The 21144-nt window shown below is 68.4% G+C and carries 20 protein-coding genes; 15 read left to right on the top strand and 5 right to left on the bottom strand.

Going from position 1 to position 21144, the window contains the following annotated elements; translation table 11 throughout:
* The first annotated feature begins 72 nt into the window (after positions 1-72).
* The 4 genes from mnmA to H4W26_RS05090 all read left to right on the top strand — a co-directional run bounded on the left by mnmA (position 73) and on the right by H4W26_RS05090 (position 3332).
* Entirely contained in the window at positions 73-1218 is a 1146-nt protein-coding gene (mnmA, locus tag H4W26_RS05075; protein WP_192591029.1) for a tRNA 2-thiouridine(34) synthase MnmA, read from the top strand.
* 32 nt (positions 1219-1250) lie between these two features.
* Positions 1251-1673, top strand: a complete 423-nt coding sequence (locus H4W26_RS05080) for a chorismate mutase (protein ID WP_192591030.1) — start codon at positions 1251-1253, stop codon at positions 1671-1673.
* Complete coding sequence (locus H4W26_RS05085) at positions 1670-2770, top strand: uroporphyrinogen decarboxylase/cobalamine-independent methonine synthase family protein (RefSeq protein WP_192591031.1); 1101 nt, start codon at positions 1670-1672, stop codon at positions 2768-2770. Before H4W26_RS05080 ends, H4W26_RS05085 begins: the two co-directional genes overlap by 4 nt.
* Before the next feature lie 136 nt (positions 2771-2906).
* Positions 2907-3332: a VOC family protein gene (locus tag H4W26_RS05090; RefSeq protein WP_192591032.1), complete on the top strand. Its 426-nt coding sequence runs from the start codon at positions 2907-2909 to the stop codon at positions 3330-3332.
* An 84-nt stretch (positions 3333-3416) separates the two neighbouring features.
* On the opposite strand, the gene H4W26_RS05095 is transcribed toward H4W26_RS05090, so the two are convergent.
* Positions 3417-4643 (bottom strand): cysteine desulfurase family protein, encoded by a 1227-nt coding sequence (locus tag H4W26_RS05095; protein ID WP_225939605.1) that lies wholly within the window; start codon positions 4641-4643, stop codon positions 3417-3419.
* Positions 4644-4686: 43 nt separating this feature from the next.
* Here H4W26_RS05095 and H4W26_RS05100 point away from each other — a divergent pair, with 43 nt between their 5' ends.
* The 4 genes from H4W26_RS05100 (at position 4687) to rraA (ending at position 8623) form a co-directional block, all read left to right on the top strand.
* A complete protein-coding gene (locus H4W26_RS05100; protein ID WP_192591033.1) occupies positions 4687-5745 on the top strand; it encodes a J domain-containing protein in 1059 nt (352 codons plus the stop codon).
* Between the two features lie 143 nt (positions 5746-5888).
* Positions 5889-6371, top strand: coding sequence for a tRNA (cytidine(34)-2'-O)-methyltransferase (locus H4W26_RS05105; protein WP_192591034.1), 483 nt, complete (start codon positions 5889-5891; stop codon positions 6369-6371).
* Positions 6372-6429: 58 nt separating this feature from the next.
* Positions 6430-8106, top strand: coding sequence for an anti-sigma factor domain-containing protein (locus H4W26_RS05110; RefSeq protein WP_192591035.1), 1677 nt, complete (start codon positions 6430-6432; stop codon positions 8104-8106).
* Between the two features lie 43 nt (positions 8107-8149).
* Complete coding sequence (gene rraA, locus H4W26_RS05115; protein ID WP_192591036.1) at positions 8150-8623, top strand: ribonuclease E activity regulator RraA; 474 nt, start codon at positions 8150-8152, stop codon at positions 8621-8623.
* Between the two features lie 60 nt (positions 8624-8683).
* On the opposite strand, the gene H4W26_RS05120 is transcribed toward rraA, so the two are convergent.
* Both H4W26_RS05120 and H4W26_RS05125 read right to left on the bottom strand, forming a co-directional pair.
* On the bottom strand, positions 8684-9430 hold the full coding sequence (locus H4W26_RS05120) for a PIG-L deacetylase family protein (protein WP_192592029.1): 747 nt from the start codon (positions 9428-9430) through the stop codon (positions 8684-8686).
* 10 nt (positions 9431-9440) lie between these two features.
* Entirely contained in the window at positions 9441-11198 is a 1758-nt protein-coding gene (locus H4W26_RS05125; protein WP_192591037.1) for a S1C family serine protease, read from the bottom strand.
* A 254-nt stretch (positions 11199-11452) separates the two neighbouring features.
* Between H4W26_RS05125 and H4W26_RS05130 the strand changes: the two genes are divergently transcribed.
* The 7 genes from H4W26_RS05130 to H4W26_RS05160 all read left to right on the top strand — a co-directional run bounded on the left by H4W26_RS05130 (position 11453) and on the right by H4W26_RS05160 (position 19103).
* A complete protein-coding gene (locus H4W26_RS05130; RefSeq protein WP_192591038.1) occupies positions 11453-12967 on the top strand; it encodes a coiled-coil domain-containing protein in 1515 nt (504 codons plus the stop codon).
* 170 nt (positions 12968-13137) lie between these two features.
* The gene (locus tag H4W26_RS05135) at positions 13138-13968 is read left to right on the top strand and encodes a PspA/IM30 family protein (protein WP_192591039.1); all 831 of its coding nucleotides are present in this window, start codon (positions 13138-13140) and stop codon (positions 13966-13968) included.
* A 152-nt stretch (positions 13969-14120) separates the two neighbouring features.
* Positions 14121-15032, top strand: coding sequence for a pyridoxal 5'-phosphate synthase lyase subunit PdxS (pdxS, locus tag H4W26_RS05140; protein WP_318779775.1), 912 nt, complete (start codon positions 14121-14123; stop codon positions 15030-15032).
* Positions 15029-15640, top strand: a complete 612-nt coding sequence (gene pdxT / locus H4W26_RS05145; RefSeq protein ID WP_318779776.1) for a pyridoxal 5'-phosphate synthase glutaminase subunit PdxT — start codon at positions 15029-15031, stop codon at positions 15638-15640. The genes pdxS and pdxT overlap by 4 nt, the downstream gene beginning before the upstream one ends.
* 80 nt (positions 15641-15720) lie before the next feature.
* Complete coding sequence (locus H4W26_RS05150; RefSeq protein WP_192591040.1) at positions 15721-16830, top strand: variant leucine-rich repeat-containing protein; 1110 nt, start codon at positions 15721-15723, stop codon at positions 16828-16830.
* Between the two features lie 2 nt (positions 16831-16832).
* Entirely contained in the window at positions 16833-17645 is an 813-nt protein-coding gene (locus H4W26_RS05155) for a hypothetical protein (protein WP_192591041.1), read from the top strand.
* Between the two features lie 120 nt (positions 17646-17765).
* The gene (locus H4W26_RS05160; protein WP_192591042.1) at positions 17766-19103 is read left to right on the top strand and encodes a variant leucine-rich repeat-containing protein; all 1338 of its coding nucleotides are present in this window, start codon (positions 17766-17768) and stop codon (positions 19101-19103) included.
* 23 nt (positions 19104-19126) lie between these two features.
* Here H4W26_RS05160 and H4W26_RS05165 read toward each other — a convergent pair whose 3' ends face one another.
* Together H4W26_RS05165 and H4W26_RS05170 are read right to left on the bottom strand one after the other, a co-directional pair.
* Complete coding sequence (locus H4W26_RS05165) at positions 19127-20617, bottom strand: MFS transporter (RefSeq protein WP_192591043.1); 1491 nt, start codon at positions 20615-20617, stop codon at positions 19127-19129.
* Positions 20614-21042 (bottom strand): DUF1801 domain-containing protein, encoded by a 429-nt coding sequence (locus H4W26_RS05170; protein ID WP_192591044.1) that lies wholly within the window; start codon positions 21040-21042, stop codon positions 20614-20616. Before H4W26_RS05170 ends, H4W26_RS05165 begins: the two co-directional genes overlap by 4 nt.
* Positions 21043-21144: the final 102 nt, after the last annotated feature.

Below are 21144 nucleotides of genomic sequence, written 5' to 3' on the forward strand. Positions count from 1 at the left end.
CCTGGGTTGCTGAATACTGGGCACCAGCCTCGGCACGGCCGCCGGGCGCATCCTCAAACCGAAAGTCATCTCATGAAGGTATTGGCAGCCATGTCCGGCGGAGTCGACTCCGCCGTGGCCGCAGCCCGCGCCGTCGAGGCCGGCCACGAGGTGGTCGGCGTGCATCTGGCGCTGAGCCGCATGCCCGGCACGCTCCGCACCGGCTCCCGCGGGTGCTGCACGATCGAGGACTCCTCCGACGCCTGGCGCGCCTGTGAGAAGCTCGGCATCCCTTTCTACGTGTGGGACTTCTCGGAGCGCTTCAAGGCCGACGTCGTCGATGACTTCATCAGCGAGTACGCCGCCGGCCGGACCCCGAACCCCTGCATGCGCTGCAACGAGAAGATCAAGTTCGAGGCGCTGCTGGACAAGGCGATCGCGCTGGGCTTCGACGCCGTGGCCACCGGGCACTACGCCAAGGTCTTCCGCGATGCGGAGGGCAATCCTGAGCTCCACCGCGCCGCCACCTGGACCAAGGACCAGTCCTATGTCCTCGGCGTGCTCACCACCGAGCAGCTCGAGCACTGCATGTTCCCGCTCGGTGAGACCCCTTCGAAGGACCTGGTCCGCGCCGAGGCCGAAGAGCGCGGACTCTCCGTGGCCAAGAAGCCGGATTCCCACGACATCTGCTTCATCCCCGATGGTGACACCCGCGGCTGGCTCGCCGAGCAGATCGAGCTGCGCAACGGCCCCATCGTCGACGCCGAAGGTGCACAGATCGGCGAGCACGGGGGATCCGAGGCCTACACGGTGGGACAGCGGCGCGGACTCAAGCTCGGACACCCTGCACCGGACGGCAAGCCGCGGTTCGTGCTGGAGATCCGGCCGAAGGAGAACACCGTCGTCGCCGGTCCCCGCGAGCTGCTCGAGATCGACCGGCTCTCCGGCATCCGGCTCTCCTGGGCGGGCACCCCGGTGGCGGAGGCCTCCACGGGCGACTGGTTCGACCTGGATCTGCAGATCCGCGCCCACGCCGACCCGGTCCCGGCACGCGCCCGGGTCGAGGCACAGGACCCGGAGACCGAGGACGGCGCCCCGCGACTGATGGTCGAGCTGCAGGAGGCCCTTCAGGGCGTCGCGCCCGGTCAGACGGCCGTCATGTACCAGGGCACGCGCGTGCTGGGACAGGCCACGATCGACACCGCCCGCTCGAAGAACTACCACCCGGTCGCCAGCTGAACCGACCCGTGCCCGGCAAGTAGGCTGGACGCATGAGCACAGATCCCCGCGCCGGCGAGGCCGCAGCATATGTAGAGCCCGAGATCCTCGAGGAGCTGGTGTCGATGCGTGCCAGCATCGACAACATCGACGCGACTCTGGTCTATCTGCTCGCGGAGCGCTTCAAGGCCACCCAGCGCGTGGGCGTGCTCAAGGCCAAGCATCGGCTCCCCGCGGCAGACCCTGCCCGGGAGAAGAAGCAGATCGAACGGCTCAAGCGGCTGGCTGACGACGCTCAGCTGGATCCTGAATTCGCGGAGAAGTTCCTGAACTTCATCATCGAAGAGGTCATCCGCCACCATCAGGCGATCTCCGCCTCTGCCGGGGCGACCACCGAGGACACCGCCGCCCACAGCTCTGCCGACACGTCTGAGGCCGGCTCCGCATACGACGCGGCGGAGACCGAGAACCGATGACGCTGCGTTCTGCCGCAGCCGGAGTCATGCCCGGCATCGATCTGATGCGCAGCGCCAGACTGCAGGCCGCCGAGCTGCCCGCGCCACATCTTCCGAGCCTGCCCGAGCTTCCCGACCGCGGGCTGCACTCGGGCCTGCTCGCCCGCAGCCTGGCCCAGCTCTCCGAGCTCTCCGCCGAGCTGACCTCCTACGGCTGGCGGCTGACCCAGCGGCCCGGCGCGGACGATCAGCGCATCCGCGGCTGGCTGCGCTCGGATGTGGACACCCTCGCCGATGTGCGCGGAGACCGTGCCGAGAGCGGCGCAGACCCCGACGACGACGGCTTCGCCCCTCCCCTGGTCCTCGAACTGATGGGCCCGATCAGCCTCATGGCGGGGCTTGCGCTGCCCTCCGGCGAGAAGACCCTCATCGATCACGGGGCACGCCGCGATCTGGCCGCCTCTCTGGCCAACGGGGCCGCAGAACATGTCGCCCACGTCAGGCGGGCCTGTTCGCCGTCGTCGTTGACCGTGATCATCACCGAACCCGACTATGCCCGCGCCCGGGAAGGGAAGATCCCCACGGTCAGCGGCTACCGGACCATCCGCTCCCTGGGCCGGGAGGAGACCCGGGCGCATATCGGGCTGATGATCGAGGCGCTGCAGAGCTCCGGCGTCGAGGAGATCCTGCTGGACCTCGGCGGCGCGGTGGAGTCTGAGCACCTCGAGGACTTCCGTGCCGGCCGCGGCCCCTCGGTGCATGGCTTCGGCGTGGACCTGCCCGTGATGCAGGCGGCGGGGTGGGAGCGCACTGCCGAACTGGTCGAATCCGGCGCGACGGTGCTCGCCTCGACGCTCACCGGCGCGGAGACCGCCGCCGCGACCACTGGGCTGCCCCAGGTCAGCGAGCTGGCCAGGCGCGTGCAGCAGCCCTGGCATCGGCTCGGGATGCCGCTGGACGGGCTCGAGAACTTCCTGCTCGTGGGCTCCTCGGATCGCCACCGCGGAGAGCCGGCCAGGTCCCAGCTCGCCTCGCTGAGCGAACCCTCCGCGATGCGGGTGATCACCCGCGTCCGGGACACCGCCGAGGCGCTGCGCGAGCAGATCCGCGAGGCCTGACCCCTTCTCCCGCTTACATCTATTGGGCATAATCTGTCGGAATAGCGTCCTCGTCTGGGCCTCATTCCGACGATTCTCGCCCAATGGATGTCGGCGATCGCCGACAAGCCGTCAATAAGACCAAGGGGGCCTCACCATGGACCAGCGACTGTCTCTTGTGACACTGGCCGTGGGAGATCTGCCGACCACCCGGGCCTTCTACATCGACGGCCTCGGATGGGAGCCTGCGGTGGAGGCACCGGGAGTCCTCATGCTGCGGGCGGGCGAGCACCTGCTGCTCTCGTTCTGGGATCGCCGCGAATTCGAGGCCGAGGTCGGGCCGATCGGCTCCGGCATCGCGCCGCTGACGCTTGCGCACAACGTGAGCTCTGCGCGGGAGGTCGATCAGGTCCTGGACCAGGCGCGTGCCGCCGGCGCGGAGGAGGTCCGCCTGGCTGAGCACCGCGCGTGGGGCGGCTACACCGGGTACTTCGCGGATCCCGATGGATTCCGCTGGGAGATTGCATGGGCACCGGGAGAGGTCAACGAGATCGTGCTGCCTCCGGCTCCCCACGCTGACTGATCGTCCACTCCCCACCCTTCTGCCCCGGCTCCCCATCCGTGGGGCAGGGACACGGTTACTGGACCCAGGATGCGGGGACTCAGCTCAGCGGCGTCCGGCAGCCATTCCCGCGGTGCGCGCCTGGGCGATGACCGCGGGCAGCGCCTCGGCGAGCGCCTCGACCTCGCGCTCGGTGGTGGTCCACCCCAGGGTGAAACGCTGCGCGCCACGGGCCTGCTCCTCGCTCAGGCCCATCGCCAGCAGCACGTGCGAAGGACGCGGCACCCCCGCCGTGCAGGCGGAGCCCGTGGCGGTGTCGAATCCGGCCATGTCCAGCATGAACAGCAGCGAATCCCCCTCCGCCGCATCCACGGTGATATGCAGGTTGTTCGGCAGCCGCAGCTCCGGGTGCGTCCTGGGGTCCGGTCCGCGCAGGGTCACACCATCAAGTCCGACGACGGCGGCCAGCAGCTGATCGCGCAGCTGCGCCAGCCGCTGGGACTCCTCCGCCTGAGCGGCCACCAGCTCCTCGGCCACGGCGGCGAAGGCACAGATTCCGGCCACATCCAGGGTGCCGGAGCGGATATCGCGCTCCTGTCCCCCACCGTGGAGCACGGGAGTCAGCAACACGTCGCGCCGCACCAGCAGCGCGCCGACTCCCACCGGAGCGCCGATCTTATGACCGCTGATCGCCATGGTCGCGGCTCCCGACTCGCGGAAGCTCATCGGCGAGGCACCGGCAGGCACGGACCCGAGGGCCTGGACCGCGTCGGTGTGCAGGGGCACGTCGAAGCGGGCGCAGAGCTCCCCGATCTGGGCCACAGGCTGGACGGCACCGGTCTCGTTGTTCGCCCACATCACGGTCACCAGCGCCACGCTGGGCGCAGACTCGGTGAGCATCGCCTCCAGCTGGACCAGATCCACGATCCCCTCAGCATCCACCGGAATGATCCCCAGTTCGGCCTCTTCGTGGGCTTCCAGCCACTCGGCGGTCTCGAGCACGGCGTGGTGCTCGATCCCCGGCAGCAGCACCCGCGCCCGGGCGGGGTCCTGCCCGCGGCGCTGCCAGTAGAGTCCCTTGACCGCGAGGTTGTCCGCCTCGGTGCCGCCGGAGGTGAAGATCACCTCGGAGGCGTGGGCGCCGACCGCACGTGCCAGCTGTTCGCGGGCCGAATCGACCGCGAGGCGAGCACGCCGCCCGGATCCGTGCAGCGAGGAAGGGTTGGAGAGCGCCGGCATGACCTCGGTGAGCACGCGCATGGCGGTGGGCTTCACCGGCGTGGTGGCCGCGTGGTCGAAGTAGGAGCTCAGGGTGTGGTCTGCAGATGACATCGTGTCCACGATTCTACGCTTTTGGGGATATCGTGAATCCTCGATGAGCAGTCAACCCACAGATCTCTACAGCGTCCTGGGCATCGGCCCCGACGCCGACGCGCAGGCCGTTCGCGCGGCCTACCGCAAGCAGGCGCGACGTGCCCACCCGGATGCCGGGGGCACTGCCGAGAGGTTCCACGAGGTGCAGTCTGCCTGGGAGGTCCTCGGCGACTCCGAAGCCCGAGCCGCCTATGACCGCGAGCTGCGCCGCCCAGCGCGCGGAGCCGACTCCGCCGAGGACGCAGACCAGGCGGAGGACGCACCGCACTACGGTCGCGGCTCGAGCTTCGGGGGCTTCAGGACCACTGCCGCAGGCAGCACCTCCCCCACTCGGAGCGGCTCCGAATCAGCGCGCACGCCCTCCGGTGCGGCGCACCTCGCACCGGTCTACATTCCTGATCTCTCCAGCCCCGAACCGCTCTCGCTTCCGCTGACCAGTCAGCGGACCCACGGAGGTTTCGGATCCGGTGGCCTCTTCGGTGGGGGCCGCGCCCTGCGCCGGGCCCAGCAGACTGCGGAGCTGCTGGAGAAGCATGTGCTCTCCGATCTGCCCACCGCGCGGCTCTTCAACACGGTGGCGCTGCAGCCCTCCGGGCGCGACCGCTGGGGCCAGGCTCGGCCGCCGAAGGGCCGAGCAGCGGAGCACGTGCTGGTGTGCGGTGACACGCTCGTCGTCGTCTCTTCGCTGGAGGTCCACGCGGCCACCGCGTCCTTTGACGGACGCTCGCTGCACGCAGCCGGCCGTTCACTCGCCTTGCCGGACCTCACCGGACAGTCCCGCGCACTGCGCACCCTCCTGGAGGCGGCGATGCGCGAGACCGGTCGCGAGACCAGTCTGAACCTGGGCCAGCAGGTCGTGCTCTACGCCCCGGACCGAAGCATGCAGAGTCCGGTGGTGGAGGCCCGCGGCACGCCGTCCGGCAGTGTCCGCACCCCGCTGGCTCCGGCGCGGGCCTTCCGCAGCATTCGCGAGCAGCTCGCCGCCTCCGCGCAGGCCAACGTGATCGACCGACATCTGCTCGCCGCACTGCGCGATCAGCTTCAGCACCCGCAGGACTGAAGGGCAGTCCCGTCAGGCAGGACTGAGCAGCGGTCCCGTCACGCAGGACTGAGCAGCGGTCCCGTCAGAGGCGAGAATGACCCGCCGCCCCGGTCGAGGATTCAACGGCGATCCCACCAGGGGCCAGAAGGACCGACGGTAGGATGACCGGCGTGAAGACTCCGATTCGTGTGCTGGTGGACCAGCCTGAGATCCCCGGCAACACAGGCAACCTGATCCGGCTGGCGGCGGTCACCGGGGTGGAGCTGCACCTCGCGGAGCCGCTGGGCTTCGACTTCGCCGACGCGAAGCTGCGCCGGGCGGGACTGGATTACCACGACCTTGCGGTGATGACGGTGCATCCGAGCCTGGAGGACGCCTACGCCGCGCTCTCCCCCGAGCGCATCTTCGCCTTCACCGGGGACGGCTCGGTCTCGCACACCTCCATCAGCTACCGGGCGGGCGATGTGCTGCTCTTCGGACGGGAGTCGACCGGGCTGGATGACACGGTGAAGGCAGATCCACGCATCACCGAACGAGTGCGGATCCCCATGCTGGCCTCCCGACGATCGCTGAATCTGGCGAATTCGGTGTCCATCGCCGTCTATGAGGCCTGGCGCCAAGACGGTTTCACCGGCTCCGTCTGATCCCTGTCAGGGTGTTGGTGGCGCTGGGACCAGCTGAGCATCGCTAAACTCAGCAATCATGGACACCGCCTCTGACCGCCCCGCATCGGACCGCCCCGAGGACCGTCCTGAGGACCGTCCTGACGGTGCCGCGACACCCTCGGATCACACCGAGGATGAGCACGCCGAATACGTCGAATCCGAGGAGGAGACGTTCCCGGAGGACATGCCCGAGGAGGATGCGCCGGAGCAGCTGAGCGACCCCACGCTCAGTGAGCTGCTCGCGGGCTCGGCGCGCGGCGACCAGCCCTCCTTCGCCACCTTCTATGAGGCGACCTCCGACGTCGTCTATGGTCTTGCGCTGCTCATGCACGCCGACGCCGAGGGAGCCCAGGACTCGACCCTGGCCGTCTACCACCAGTTATGGGATCAGGCGGAGGAGCGCGCCCAGGATCTGCGGCTGCAGTCCCAGGCCTCGGAGCTGCTCACCGATGAGCACGCCGCCGACGAGGTGGATCCGGAGAACGCCTACCGGCCCACGGAGTATGAGCTCGTGCTGGAGTGGCTCATTCCGCTGGCGCACCAGATCATGGTGGAGCGCTTCCGCGAGGGTGTGGCCACCCCGATCACGCTCTCCGCAGTGCCCCCCGAACAGGGTGGAGGGGTGGCGGGCCTGCCCGAGGAGATCATCGAGGACATCGACTCGCTCTCGGACTCACAGACCCAGGCCCTTGCGCTGAGCTACCTGGCCGGCGGAACCCACCAGCAGGTGGCCGAGGCCGTCGGTGCCGCCGTCCCCGCCGTGAAGTCGCGGCTGCGTGACGGCATGACCCGCATGCACGCCCAGCGCACCACGCGGGAATCGGAGCTCGATCCGATCCTGCGCGCGGCGGTGACCAAGCGAGACGTGGAACGCTCTGGGGCGGTGAACCGCAACTTCACCGAGGACATCGGCTCCGACGTCGAGCACGGCCTGCTCGTGGAGCTCGCCGAGATCCACGCGCTGGACGCGATCGACACCCGCGAACGCGCGCTGCTCGACGAGGCGGCGCTGACCGCGGACGAGGCGACCTCACGCGCCTGGGACACCCGCGTGCTGGCCGCTCGACGCACGCTTGCCGAGATCTTCACCGCCCATCCGGTGGTCCCGCCCAGCCACCTGCTCGATGAGGTGCTGCACAACCTCTCCGACCAGGAGGTCGGGATGGGAATGGTCGAATCGATCTCCAGCCATACCGAAGAGGCGCCGAAGCGGGAGCCGCTGATGAAGCGGTGGATGATTTTGACGGGCCTCGCCGTCGTGGTGCTGGCCGCGGTGCTGCTGATCTGGGGGTTCACCGCAGGTCAGGACATCGAGGCCACTGCGGATGGGGATCCGGAGGCCCGCGTCACCGAGGGCATCGAACTCTCCCAGGGCGGCACCGCCCGGGCGGTGATGTCCTCCGCCGAGGATGTCGGCTACGTGGACTTCTCCGAGGTCGGCGAACTCGAGGGTGATGACACCTACCAGCTGTGGCTGATGCCGCATGAGACCGGGCAGCCCAGCTCGCTGGGCAACTTCACCGCCGAGGAGCTGGAGGAGGAGGTCGTCACCGTGGACGGCATATCCTCCCACCGTGCGCTGCAGATCACCGTGGAGGACATCCGCGGGGTCGAGAGGCCCATGGGCGAGACCGTCGCCGAGGTCCAGCTGCGCGAAAGGATCACCGACGGCCCCCAGTACGGCGGGTCACCGGAGGACGAGGAGCAGAACTGAGCAGCAGCGGCTGATCAGCCACAACCCTAGGGCGGGAGACTTCATGGACACCGATTTCACCACCTGCGACCTCTACGACGCCGATGAGTCGCTGCAGTCGCTGTCGCTGCAGCTGCTCAACCTCGGCGGGAAGCCACGCTTCACCGGCCGGGTGCGCACGATCAGCTGCTTCCGCGACAACGGCCTGGTCAAGGAGGTGCTGAACTCCCCCGGCGACGGTTCGGTGCTGGTGGTCGACGGCGCCGGGTCGGTCGACTCCGCGCTGATGGGAGACCTGATGGCCGCCTCCGCGATCGAGAACGGCTGGTCCGGGGTCGTCATCCACGGCGCCATCCGCGACCGGGTGGACCTCGCGCGAATGGACCTCGGCGTGCGCGCCCTGGGGTCCAATCCGCGCAAGTCCGTCAAGGACGGCCTGGGGCAGATCGACGTGCCGCTGCAGTTCGGCGGCGTCACCTTCGTCCCGGGAGCCACGCTGTGGTCCGACGAGGACGGAGTGCTGGTCACCCCCGCCTGAGACGGGCCCGGGCGAGACCCGCCTCGGCCGAGACACCGGTGCATCCACCGGGTTGGCGGATCAGAATCCGCTGATCGTGTCCGGAGCGTTGACGGTGACCCAGTGGAACTCCTCGGCGAATCCGTCTCCGGCATGGATCTCGCGCATCTGATCCAGCACGAAGCCCTCCATGCGTTCGGCGTCCGGGTGCTGGCTGAAGTGCTGGCGCAGGGCCGCCATCTTCACGGCTTCCTGACCCGTGACGTCCAGGCGCAGGTTCACCTGGTGCTGCGGCGCCGTGGTGAGCAGCAGGTGCCCGATCTTGAACGCCTCCAGACCCGCGGCCTGCAGCTCCGGGTAGGCGAAGGGATTCTCCACATACGGGTATGCCGCGCGGACCACGGCCTCCCCGCAGGCCATATGGTCCGGGTGAGACTTCTGCAGCCTGTCCCAGGCCCGCTCGGGATGCGGCGAGATGACCACCTCGGGTCTGACCTGGCGCATCACCCGCACGATCTTGCCGACGAGCTCATCGGTGGGTCTCACGAATCCGTCGCGCTCATCAAGCACGATCACGTCGTGGACTCCGAGCAGCGCCGAGGCTTCGCACTGCTCGACCTCGCGCAGCCGAGCCATCTCTGCGGAGTCGCGTCCCAGCTCGAAGCCACCGGCGTCACCTGAGGTGAGCAGACACACCGTGACCTCGACGCCGGAGGCGGTCAGCCCGGCGATCGTGCCGGCCGCCCCGAAATCGATGTCATCGGGGTGGGCTCCGAAGGCCAGGACCCGAGTGATCCCATGCTGCTGGACGAGCTGATCCGGAGTCATCAGCGCCGACTCAGATGGTGCCAAGGGTCACCTCGACCTCGTCCTGCTGTCCGTCGCGCTGGTAGGTCACGGTGACGGACTCATCGGCGGCATATTCGCGGATGGTGGCGGTCAGCGCGATGGAATCCTCGATCCGACGATCATTGACCGCGGTGATGATGTCTCCCGCCTGGAGGCCGGCCTCCTGCGCCGGTGAGCCCTCCGGGACGTCGTCGATCAGGGCGCCGACGGTGAAGCCGGACATCGTGGGTGCTCCGGACTCGTCCTGCTCGGCACCGGACTGGGAGCCTGCCGCCGCGACAGTGACTCCGAGGAGACCATGGGAGACCTCGCCGTTGGCGATGATCTCCTCGGCGACCCGCTGCGCGTAGTCGATGGGGACGGCGAAGCCCACGCCGATCGAGCCCGCGTCGGTCTCGGCGGCACCGCCGGAGGAGGCAATGGCCACGTTGACACCGATCACGCGACCCTGATCGTCGACCAGGGCACCGCCGGAGTTTCCGCGGTTGATCGCGGCGTCGGTCTGGATGACGTTGAGGTGGATCGAGCCCTGGGTGGGAGAGCCCTCCATGTCAGGGAAGTAGAACTCGAAGCCTTCACCCTCCGGGGTCTCCTCCGGAGCGTCGGGGGCGTCTGCGGCGTCGTCTTCCACAGCGGAGGATGCCACGGAGATCGTGCGATTCAGCGTGGAGACGATGCCATCGGTGACGGTCCCCGCGAGACCCAGCGGGGAGCCGATGGCGATGGTCTGATTGCCCACATTGAGGTCTGCGGAGGAGCCGAGCTCGGCGGGCTGGATGCCCTCGACGTCTTCGAGCTGGACCACTGCGAGGTCGCTGAGCGGGTCGGTGCCGACGACCTCCGCATTGGTGACCGAACCATCATTCATCCGCACCTGGATCTCGGGATCGGCTGCGGCGCCGCCGAGGGTCACCACGTGGGTGTTCGTCAGGACATGGCCCTGATCATCAAGGATGATTCCGGAGCCGGACCCGCCCTGTCCGCCCTCGCTGACGGCCAGTGTCACCACCGAGGGCGATGCCTTGGCGGCGGCCGCGGTCACGACGGTGGCAGTCTCGGGATTGTTGATCTCCACGCCGCCGGAGGAGGACGTGGTCACACCATCGTCATCGAGCAGGGCAGCGGTGCCGGCTCCGACTCCACCGCCCAGCAGACCCGCGAGGACGACGGCGAGCGCCACTCCCCCCACACCTACGGTGCGCTTGGGGCGTGGAGGCCGCTGTCCGGGAGGAGTCTGCGCGGCGCCTGGGGCCTGACCGTAGGCGTAGGGGCTGAATCCGGCCTGCTGGCCGTGGGCATTCTGCCCATAGGCCTGCTGGCCATACTGTTCATTGCCGTGTGCATCCTGCCCATAGGGCTGCTGGCCATAAGGCTGCTGCCCGTACTGGTTCTGGCCGTAGGGCTGCTGACCATACTGTTCCTGACCGTAGGACTGCTGGCCATAGAACGGCTGACCCTGCTGGCCGGGCTCACCCTGGTGAGCGGGCTGGCCGTGCTGGGTCGGCTCTCCCTGCGGCGGCGTGGACGCGGCGGCGGGCCATCCCGCGGAGTACGTCTCCTGCGGGGCTTCCTGAACGGGATTCTGCGGGGCGCCCTGCGCGGAATCGTGTGGAGTGTCCTGGGGCGCGTCCTGCGCAGGGTCCTGCGGAGCGTCGTGTGCGGAGGAGACCGGGTCGATCCGCTGCGTGGCATCCTCAGCGGGATGGACCGGATCGCGATCTCCGGTGTTGTTCGGATCTGAGCTCATGGTGAAACCTACCTTTGCGGTCTTGCGAAGCAATAGAGCGTGAGTGTGATGCGAGCACTCCACGATTGGCCTGCCTGCTATTGTCTGCGCTCATCCTGTACCGATGACGATAGCCTCCTGGACGTCTGCTGGACGATTCCAGTGGACGCGGAGTCCGCCGCCGCGCTCGGCACAGGTCAGCCTCACAGGCCCTCGCTCCACAGCTTCACAGGTCCTCGATGGACGGTGTCAGGGGGCACTTATACACTCGGTCCATGGTGCCCGACGCAGTCCTCAATCCACCCATCACCCTCGGGGCGATCTTCATCGGTCCCCTGCTGATCGGCGCAGTGATCCTCGGCCTGATCGGACTCGGGGCAGTATGGCTCTCCGGCGGCAAGAAGCAGACCCGCCGGCTCCAGGGCGCCGGGGGCGGGCAGGAGATCGGCGGCCGCCGAGAATCAGCCCGCCAGCTCACCGCCGAGCAGCGGCGGCTGCAGCAGATGAGCCTCGAGGAGCTGCGGCGCGAGGCGGGGTCGCTGCTGATCGCCGCAGACAATGCGGTGAACTCCTCGGAGCAGGAGATCCTCTTCGCCAGCGCCGCCTACGGAGATGACCAGGTGGCACCCTTCCAGCGCGACGTCGAAGAGGCCCGCGAACACCTCCAGGAGTCCTTCCGGATGCAGCATCAGGTGGATCGTGATCCGCCGGAGTCCGAGGACGAGGCCCGTGATCTGCTGCGCAAGGTCATCGCCAACTGCCAGCGTGTCAGCGAGACGCTGGAATCCCACCGGCAGGACTTCGAATCGCTGCGAAGCCTCGAGCTTGACCCACGGCCGGCACTGAGTCAGCTGCGGACACGCATCGAGGAGCTTGACCAGCGCCGCACACAGGCACAGAAGCGCCTCTCGGACCTGCAGTCCAAGTACGACGACGAGGCACTCACCTCCTTCACCGAGGGTCTCGACCGCTCTGCACACAGTCTGCAGGCAGCCGCGACCGCGGCCGACGCCGCAGAGTCAGCCCTCGAGTCCGCCGAGCCCTCAGAGGCGGTGGTCGCCATCCACACCGGCGAGGAGTCCGCCGGGGAGGCAGGAAAGCTGATCGAATCCCTGGAGGAGACTCAGCTGAGGCTGCGCAGCGCAGAACAGAACCTCAGCGTCGGCCTGGATCAGACCGAGCAGGACATCGCCCAGGCGCGCGCCACCATGGAGGCGGGCCAGTCTCATGATCTGGCTGGACCCATCGCCGCCGCCCAGGCCGCGGTCACCCAGGTCCGCCGGGACCTGGACTCCGGGGAGAAGATCAACCCGCTGGAGCTGCTGAACTCCCTGGAGGTGGCGCACCGGGAGCTGGACGAGCCGCTCAACGCGGTCCGCGACCAGCAGGCCCGGGACCGACGCGCCCGGGAGGTGCTGCAGACCGAGATCCTCACCGCCCGGCACCAGGTGCAGTCCTCGCGCGACTACCTGGGGGCCCGACGCGGCGGGTCGACCTCCCGGACCCGCATGGCCGAGGCGGAGCGCAGCCTCGCCGAAGCCGAGTCCCTGGGTGACGGCCAACCCGCCAAGGCCCTGGAGCTCGCGACCCAGGCCAAGACCCTTGCAGTGCAGGCGGCACAGATCGCCCGGCAGGAATCAGCCGAGGACGCGCTGATGAACGGGGGCGGGGGCGGCTACGGAGGTGGTTTCGGCGGCTTCGGCATGCCCGGCGGCTACGGACACATGGGCCGCGGAGGTTTCGGCCGCGGCTCGATGGGCGGATTCGGGCGCCGTCGTCGGATGTTCTGACCCTGGGCCCGACGCTGTCACCCACGCCTTGACCCACCCCGTGCCACCGCCCCGGCCATACTCCCTGCGAGAACTTCTGCGCCAGTGTCATGGCCGTGACCAGGAGCCGTGACTAGTATCGACACCGAGAGCAATTCATAGAACCTGACGCCTGAGGAAAGGTGAGCACCGTGAGCAAGCAGTCCATTCTAGGTCGCATGTCCCAGCTGGTACGCGCGAACGTCAACGCCATGCTGGATCGTTCCGAGGACCCGGAGAAGATGCTCGACCAGATGGTCCGAGACTTCACCAACAACATCTCCGAGGCTGAAGAGGCGATCGCTCAGACCATCGGCAACCTGCGCATGATGGAGGACGACTACAGCGAGGATCTCGAGAACTCTCGCTCCTGGGGCCAGAAGGCCCTCGCCGCCTCCCGCAAGGCCGACGAGTTCCGCGACAGCGGCAACACCGACAACGCGCAGAAGTTCGACAATCTGGCCAAGGTCGCGATCCAGCGCCAGATGGAGGCCGAGTCCTCGGCCAAGTCCGCCGAGCCGACCATCACCTCCCAGCGCGAGATCGTGGACCGGCTCAAGACCGGTCTTGAGCAGATGAAGACCAAGCGCCAGCAGCTGGTGTCCAAGCGTGATGAGCTCATCGCACGCTCCCGCGCCGCCCACGCGCAGTCCCAGGTCCACGACGCCGTGAAGTCCATCGACGTGATGGACCCGACCTCGGAGGTCGGACGCTTCGAAGAGAAGATCCGCCGCGAAGAGGCCCGGGTGCGCGGACGCAACGAGCTCGCCGCCTCCTCCCTGGATGCGCAGTTCGAGTCCCTGGAGGACCTGGGCGAGCAGGCTGAGGTCGATGCCCGCCTGGCAGCGCTGAAGAGCGGCAGCTCCTCCCAGGGTGCCCTGGGCGCCGGCACCGGCAGCGCCGAGAACACTGGCAGCGCCGAGGCCGGAGTCGACGAGCGGGACTTTGCCCAGCTCGAGACGGAGGACCGCGAGCGCGGCTGATACCGAGTATGACGCGCCCGCGAAGAGCGGCGCCGAAGTGATGAAACAATGGGGAGTGAACGCGATGTTCACTCCCCATTGTCGTCGCCGCCGTCGTTCATCACCCCGGCACCCCGTCGACACCGCAGCACTCAACACTTCAGGAGATACTCGTGACCACTGAGGCCACCACGCCCGCCACCGAGGCCACCGGCGCCACCGCCGTCAACACCGGGCTCGCCCAGATGCTCAAGGGCGGCGTGATCATGGACGTGGTCACCCCCGAACAGGCGCGCATCGCCGAAGAGGCCGGCGCCGTCGCCGTCATGGCTCTGGAGCGTGTGCCCGCCGACATCCGCGCCACCGGCGGTGTGGCCCGGATGTCTGACCCGGACCTGATCAGCGGGATCATCGAGACGGTGTCCATCCCGGTGATGGCCAAGGCACGCATCGGTCACTTCGTCGAGGCGCAGATCCTGGAGCACCTCAAGGTCGACTACATCGACGAGTCCGAGGTCCTCTCCCCCGCCGACTATGTCCACCACATCGACAAGTCCAAGTTCAAGGTGCCCTTCGTCTGCGGCGCCACCAACCTGGGCGAGGCGCTGCGCCGCATCACCGAGGGCGCCTCGATGATCCGCTCCAAGGGCGAGGCCGGCACCGGAGACGTCTCCGAGGCCATGAAGCACATCCGCACCATCAACGCCGAGATCGCCCGGCTGACCTCCCTGGCCGAGGACGAGCTCTACCTCGCCGCCAAGGACCTCCAGGCCCCGTACGCCCTGGTGAAGCAGGTCGCCCGCGAAGGACGCCTTCCCGTGGTGCTCTTCGTCGCCGGTGGCGTGGCCACCCCTGCCGACGCCGCCCTGATGATGCAGATGGGCGCGGACGGCGTGTTCGTCGGCTCCGGCATCTTCAAGGCCGGCAACCCCGCGGAGCGTGCGGCCGCCATCGTCAAGGCCACCACGTACTTCGATGACCCTGCCGTGGTCACCGAGGCCTCCAAGGGCCTGGGCGAAGCCATGGTGGGCATCAACGTGGCCGATCTTCCCGCACCCCACCGCCTCGCCGAGCGCGGCTGGTGAGCACACCCCACATCGGGGTCCTGGCGCTGCAGGGGGCCGTGGCAGAACATGCCCGCGCCCTGCAGGCCGCCGGGGCCCAGGTCTCCACGGTGCGCCGTCCGGCCGAGCTCGAGGGCCTCGACGGACTGATCGTCCCCGGAGGCGAGTCCACCACGATGGCCCGGCTCGCCGCCCCGGTGCACCTGATGGAAGCCATCCGCGAACGTCACGCCGAGGGGATGTCCATGTTCGGCACCTGCGCCGGCATGATCCTGATGGCAGATCAGATCCTCGACGCGGAGGCGCTCACCGGCTTCGAGCGGATCGGCGGGCTCGATGTGGTCGTGCGTCGCAACGGCTACGGCAGCCAGCTCGACTCCTTCACCGGCGCGCTGACCGTGAGCGGACTGCCCGGAACCGACCTCACCCCGCTGCAGGCGGTGTTCATCCGGGCTCCCATCATCGAATCTGTGGGCTCCGAGGTCGAGGTCATCGCCTCCTGGCAGGACCGACCGGTGGCCGTGCGGCAGGGCCGGGTGCTGGCCGCCAGCTTCCACCCGGAGCTGACTCCGGATCACCGCCTTCACGAGCATTTCGTCCAGATCGCCGGAGCTCGGCTCAGCAGCTGACCTGAAAACTGGGCCGGGGTCAGGCATGATGTCTCAGGGATGCTGAACGGACCCACGGGACCCTATATATAGGAGAGACCATGACAGATGGACCAGAGAACGGGCAGAGTTCAACGGGGCCAGCGGCCCGCGCCGCCGATCCGAACACGCCTCAGGTCCAGCTGCACATGCTCGCCGGGGATCATCCCGAGCTGCGCCCGCTGATCGCCGAGAACCCCAACACCTACCCCGAGCTGCTCGAATGGCTCGCCGGTCTCGATGACCCAGCCGTCAACGCCGCCCTGGCGCGCCGCGCCGGCCATGGCGGGGGGATCGACCCCGCCGAGCAGAACACCACCATGCTTCCGGCCACCGGCCCTGGCCAGGGCGGCGGCACCGAAGAGTTCTCCGCAGTGCGGCAGGATCGGCCCGCTGACTATGAGCAGCCTGGTCAGCCGGCGCCCTACGAGTCCGGCTATTCCCAGGGCTACGCCGAACCGCAGCCCCGAGCCGGCTACTACCCCTCGGCTCCCGCGCAGGGTGCTCCGTGGCAGGCACCGCACCCGGCGGCGTCGTACCCTGCCGGCGCCTATCCGGTCGAACGCGAGGAGGAGCCGCGCCGTCGCAGCGGAGGCACCTGTGCGATCGTCTTCCTGATCATCCTGCTGGCCGTCGCCGCCGTGGTCGCCGCCTACTTCCTGATCTTCGGCGGCGTGTTCAGCGGGGACGACGACGCCGACCAGGACACCGTCTCCCAGGGCGAGGTCCACGGTGAGCAGGAGCAGGCCCCCGAGGAGGAGCCGAACGCGGAGGAGAGCACCCCCGCAGAGGAAGATCCCGAAGCAGAGACCGAAGAGGGGACGACTCGTCCCGCGCCCGACGGCGCCCAGGACATCCCTGCCTTCACCGCGCCCTCGGGCAACATCAACTGCACCATGAACGCCGATGAGCTCGAGTGCAGCATCCTCGACTACACCTTCGACAGCCCCGAGGACTGCGACGGCCCCGCGCGGTTCTCGCTGGCCTCCGAGGAGGCCCAGCTGGGCTGCGGGGAGACCGGCGGCGCCGAGTCTGCGACGCTGCAGTACGGTCAGTCCGCGAGCAACGGACGCTTCGCCTGCGTCTCCTCGGAGTCCGGGTTCGAGTGCTGGAACACCGAGACCGGCAGCGGCTTCTTCATGGCCCGGCAGAGCTACCAGCTCCAGGACTGAGCGTGGGAGATCAGCGTGCTCTGACTTCCGCGGCGATCTCTGCAGGCTCCCTGATCTGTGTGCTGGCGCTGACCGGTTGCGGGGAGGTCGTGCAGGCCGATTCCGAGCAGGACCAGAAGAGTGTGCTGGTGCTGGATCGGGGTCCGCACACCGAAGCCGATGAGCGTCCGGCCGAGTCCGAGACCTCGAGTGCACCGCGTGAAGATGCGCAGGCCGAGGAGTTCAGCCTCGCTGAGCTGCAGGACATGCCCTACGAGCAGTTCCGCTCGGGTGAGGTCAGCCGCGAGCAGCGGTTCCAGCTGCTCTGGCACTACGCGGAGCTGAGCAGCGACTATGCCGAGCACTTCGCGCCGGAGGAGGGGCTCGATGCCTACAACCCGGTGGAGACTGCCAGCGCCGAGGACGAGCCGCAGGAGATCCTGGACCAGTACTGGTACCTCAATCAGCTCTACCACCTGGGTGAGCTGCTCGCGGAGGAGCATGGCGGCACGGACATCTCCATGAAGCTTGCCCGCGTGGTGGACCGCGGCAATGTCCGTGAACTCGAATCGATGCTCGATTCCACAGAGCTCGATGAACCGGCCTGGCTGCTGGAGAGCCGCTACGAGCTGGTGGAGTCCGATGAGTGCCTGCGGCCGCCCGAGGGCACCGACACCGCGCTCCCCTGGGACGAGCAGACCTGCTGGGAGCTCGAGTTTGAGATCACCCAGGGTGAGGCCACCAGTCTGATGCCATACTTCCATTGGACGGAGTTCGAGACCGCCGAGGACGACACAGTCGGCTTCTGGAACCGCTCAGCGCTGCACTGGCTCTGAGCAGGTGATTCGCCGACTCGAAGCACCCAGCGGCAGCAATCGGAGTAGGCTTCACCCGACGTGGACTGTCCACTCAGCACGGGGGTTCGGCGCGCCACCGACGGGACCGAAAGGGAACGCATGGCTTCGATCTATGACGAGTTCGCGGCGATCGCTGCTGATCCCCACACTGATTGGGACACGCTGCATTGGATCGCGGAGAAATATCCTGAGCTGCGCCCCGCCGTGGCGGAGAATCCCGCCACCTATCCCGAACTGCTCGATGCGCTGAGGGCCATCGGCGACCCTGAGATCGACTCGGCACTCGCCCGTCGTCACAGCCAGCCGCGGACTCCGGTGCCTCCGGAGACTGCCGCGGGCTCGGGAGGACCGGCACGTTCTGCGAAGGAAGGATCGTCGTCCTGGTGGATCGCGACACCGGAGGAAGCGACCCCTTCGCCCCCGGTCGAGACGACTTCCGACGCGGAGGAGGAATGGTTCGGCTTTGGATCCTCGGACTCCGATTCCTTCACCGCACCCACTCCCACTCCCGCTCCCGGTGAGACTGTCCCGCCCTCGACCGGACCGGCCCGGCGGAGGCGGCCCTCCACCAGCCGGCTCCTGCTCGCGGTGGCGCTGCCACTGGTGGCACTCGTCGCCGTGGCGGCGCTGGTGCTGAACCTCTGGACCGGCTCAGACGCCGCCGGTGACTCCTCGGCAGACACCAGCGCTGTGGAGGCCGCCCCGCCGGACGCTGAGTCCGGACAATCGGCGACCGAGGAATCGGAACTGGGGGAATCGGAGCCTGACGCCGCGTCCACTGACGAGGCCGAAACTCCGCCCACTGAAGACGAGCTGCGGGACACGGTCGCTGCTCTGCCCGAGGAGAGCAGCTGCGAGGCTGCGGAGGAGGACCGTGCCGCACTGACCGATTTCGGTGCCACCGCCGGGGAGGATGCAGCCTGGAGCGACCCTGCTGACGCGAGTCTCGTGGAGGAGACCCTGCTGGCGCTGCAGGAGAGCTGCGGCAGCTCCCATGCCGCACGGATCTATCTGGACCTGCAGGGATCCGCCGAGGACGTGCCTGCGGCGCTGCGTGCCACAGTCGAGTCGATGGGCCCGGCGTGGATTCGAACCGGTTTCCCCGCCCAGGGGCAGCCGCTGGAGAGCTTCGCCGCGCCGGGAGGCAACGTGGTCTGCGAGCTTGGGGATGCGCTGCGCTGCACGGTCCTGGAACACAGCTTCTCCGCCCCGGAGGGCTGCACCGGCGGCGTCACCTACGCGATCGAGGTGGACCGAGCGGCCGAGCCGGACTGCGGGGACCCGGTGGAGCCAGCAGGTCAGCCCGAGCTCGGCTACGGGCAGACCGCCTCGAATGAGTTCTTCGCCTGCTCGTCATTCCAGTCACAGATGTCCTGCTGGAACCAGCTCACCGGTGAGGGGATCAACCTCTCGGCCAGCCGCAACGCCACCTACTGACTCGGTCTCAGACTTCCAACAGCTCAGTTCTGGTGCGGGCGATCCTCCAGCGCACCAGGCGCCGTCGGAGGCCCGTCCACCGCGCAGTGCGCCGGATGCGCGGCTTCGGAAGTGCCCACGGGTGCCGGTCCGGGATCGCGGATGGCGAATGCCGCGAGGAGCCCACCGAGGACGAGCACGACTGCCCCGATGAGGCAGGCGGCGTCGAACCCTGCAGCGAACTGGACCGGGTCGCTGTACACCTCGCCGGTGAGTCCCACGGCGGCAGGCAGGACCGCGATGGCGATCAGGCCGGCGGCACGGGCGACGGCGTTGTTCACACCCGAGGCCAGACCCACCTGCCGCTCGGGCACTGAGGACAGCGCGGTGGCCGTCAGCGGCGCCACCAGCAGTGAAAGCCCCAGGCCCAGGATGAACACAGGCGGCAGGACGTCGAGAAGGTAGGAGGCGTCCTGGCCGATGCGCAGCATCAGCACCAGGGAGACGGCGCACACCAGTGGCCCGACCGTCATCGGGAGGCGCGGGCCGATCCGCGAACTCAGGGCGCCGGCCCACGGGGAGAGGAGAAGCATCAAGGCAGTGACCGGCAGCATCGCAATGCCGGAAGCGAGCGGACTGAATCCTGCCACCACCTGGAGGTGGAGGACGAGGAGGAAGAAGGTCCCGCCGAACACCGCGTAGATCAGGAATGTCACGGCGTTCGTGGCGGTGAACTGTCGATTCCTGAAGATCCGCAGGGGCAGCATCGGGTGCTCCGTGCGTTGTTCCACGAGAAGGAACAACGCTGCGGCGACGAGGCCCACGGCCGCTGATCCAAGGACCGCCGGAGCCGTCACCCCCTGCGCGGGGGCTTCGATCAAGGCATAGGTGGTCCCGGCGAGGGCCAGGGCCCCGAGAACGGCGCCGGGGATGTCAAGACGGCCCGTCGCATCGGGGTCGCGCGTCTCCGGCACATGGCGCGCCGCGATCCAGACGACGGCGACGGCGATCGGCACGTTGATCAGGAAGACCCAGCGCCAGGAGACGCTTTCGACGAGCCAGCCGCCCAAGAACGGGCCGATCGCTGTGGCGACCCCGCCCAGGCCGGACCAGGCGCCGATCGCCCTGGCCCGGTCCTCGCCGGAGAAGCTGGCCTGAATGATGGCGAGGCTTCCCGGCGTGAGCAGCGCACCACCGATGCCCTGCAGAGCCCGCGCGGCGATGAGCAGTCCCGCATCCGGTGCGAGGCCGCACAGCAGGGAAGCCACCGCGAACCACACGACTCCGATGACGAAGATGCGTCGGCGTCCGTACCGGTCCCCCAGCGAGCCACCGAGCAGGATGAACGAGGCAAGCGTCAGCGTGTAGCCGGTGACCATCCACTGCAGGGCCGCGAAGTCGGTGCCGAGGTCAGCGCCGATGGTCGGCAGTGCCACGTTGACCACGGTCGCGTCGATCCCCGCGATGCCCGAGCCGAGGACGGTGGCCAGCAGGATCCAACGCCCCGGAGCCGTCTTCATCCGGATCTCGCTCATCCCTGCACCTCAGGGTGCAGCTCGACCGCGCGGGCGATCATGCTGCGAAACTCTGCCTGCTCCAGGTTCTCCAGCTTCGTGAAGGTCAGCGCGGCGGCGCCGATCTTGACCCGCCCGAGCCGTGCCGCTCGCTGTTTGAGCAGGTATCTGCCGTCCTCGACCGCATTGAGGTAGACGGAGAGGTGTTTCGACTGCTCGGCCAGGCCGATGAGGAACCATTCGACGTCGGCGCCGCGCGGCCGCGGCTGGCGCATTCTGCCGTAGCCGATGATGGCCTGCTCGGTGCCGCCCCACATGGTCCCGCGCCACAGCACCCTGCTCAGCCGAGGCGCCTCCGCGGTGATCAGTGCGTCCAGAGCCGTCATCTCTTCGGCACGGTCGGCGGAGCGGAGGTAGGCGTCCACGTTCTCCGAGACAGGTTCCATGGCGCGAGCTTAGCGGACACGAAAGAACCCCCAGCACCGAAGTGCTGGGGGTTCTTTGTCCTCTTGCGAGGCATTCGTTGCGGGGGCAAGATTTGAACTTGC

It is taken from the genome of Nesterenkonia halotolerans (genome assembly GCF_014874065.1).
GTDB classification, from domain to species: Bacteria; Actinomycetota; Actinomycetes; order Actinomycetales; family Micrococcaceae; genus Nesterenkonia; species Nesterenkonia halotolerans.

Bases quoted from the DNA above. Each gene is read 5' to 3' on its own strand.
- H4W26_RS05100 (WP_192591033.1), top strand. From the start codon at position 4,687: ATGAGCAGTCAACCCACAGATCTCTACAGCGTCCTGGGCATCGGCCCC.
- H4W26_RS05130 (WP_192591038.1), top strand. From the start codon at position 11,453: ATGGTGCCCGACGCAGTCCTCAATCCACCCATCACCCTCGGGGCGATC.
- H4W26_RS05150 (WP_192591040.1), top strand. From the start codon at position 15,721: ATGACAGATGGACCAGAGAACGGGCAGAGTTCAACGGGGCCAGCGGCC.
- H4W26_RS05090 (WP_192591032.1), top strand. From the start codon at position 2,907: ATGGACCAGCGACTGTCTCTTGTGACACTGGCCGTGGGAGATCTGCCG.
- H4W26_RS05085 (WP_192591031.1), top strand. From the start codon at position 1,670: ATGACGCTGCGTTCTGCCGCAGCCGGAGTCATGCCCGGCATCGATCTG.
- H4W26_RS05160 (WP_192591042.1), top strand. From the start codon at position 17,766: ATGGCTTCGATCTATGACGAGTTCGCGGCGATCGCTGCTGATCCCCAC.
- mnmA (WP_192591029.1), top strand. From the start codon at position 73: ATGAAGGTATTGGCAGCCATGTCCGGCGGAGTCGACTCCGCCGTGGCC.
- H4W26_RS05125 (WP_192591037.1), bottom strand. From the start codon at position 11,198: ATGAGCTCAGATCCGAACAACACCGGAGATCGCGATCCGGTCCATCCC.
- rraA (WP_192591036.1), top strand. From the start codon at position 8,150: ATGGACACCGATTTCACCACCTGCGACCTCTACGACGCCGATGAGTCG.
- H4W26_RS05095 (WP_225939605.1), bottom strand. From the start codon at position 4,643: ATGTCATCTGCAGACCACACCCTGAGCTCCTACTTCGACCACGCGGCC.
- H4W26_RS05110 (WP_192591035.1), top strand. From the start codon at position 6,430: ATGGACACCGCCTCTGACCGCCCCGCATCGGACCGCCCCGAGGACCGT.
- H4W26_RS05165 (WP_192591043.1), bottom strand. From the start codon at position 20,617: ATGAGCGAGATCCGGATGAAGACGGCTCCGGGGCGTTGGATCCTGCTG.
- H4W26_RS05080 (WP_192591030.1), top strand. From the start codon at position 1,251: ATGAGCACAGATCCCCGCGCCGGCGAGGCCGCAGCATATGTAGAGCCC.
- H4W26_RS05170 (WP_192591044.1), bottom strand. From the start codon at position 21,042: ATGGAACCTGTCTCGGAGAACGTGGACGCCTACCTCCGCTCCGCCGAC.
- H4W26_RS05120 (WP_192592029.1), bottom strand. From the start codon at position 9,430: ATGACTCCGGATCAGCTCGTCCAGCAGCATGGGATCACTCGGGTCCTG.
- H4W26_RS05105 (WP_192591034.1), top strand. From the start codon at position 5,889: ATGACCGGCGTGAAGACTCCGATTCGTGTGCTGGTGGACCAGCCTGAG.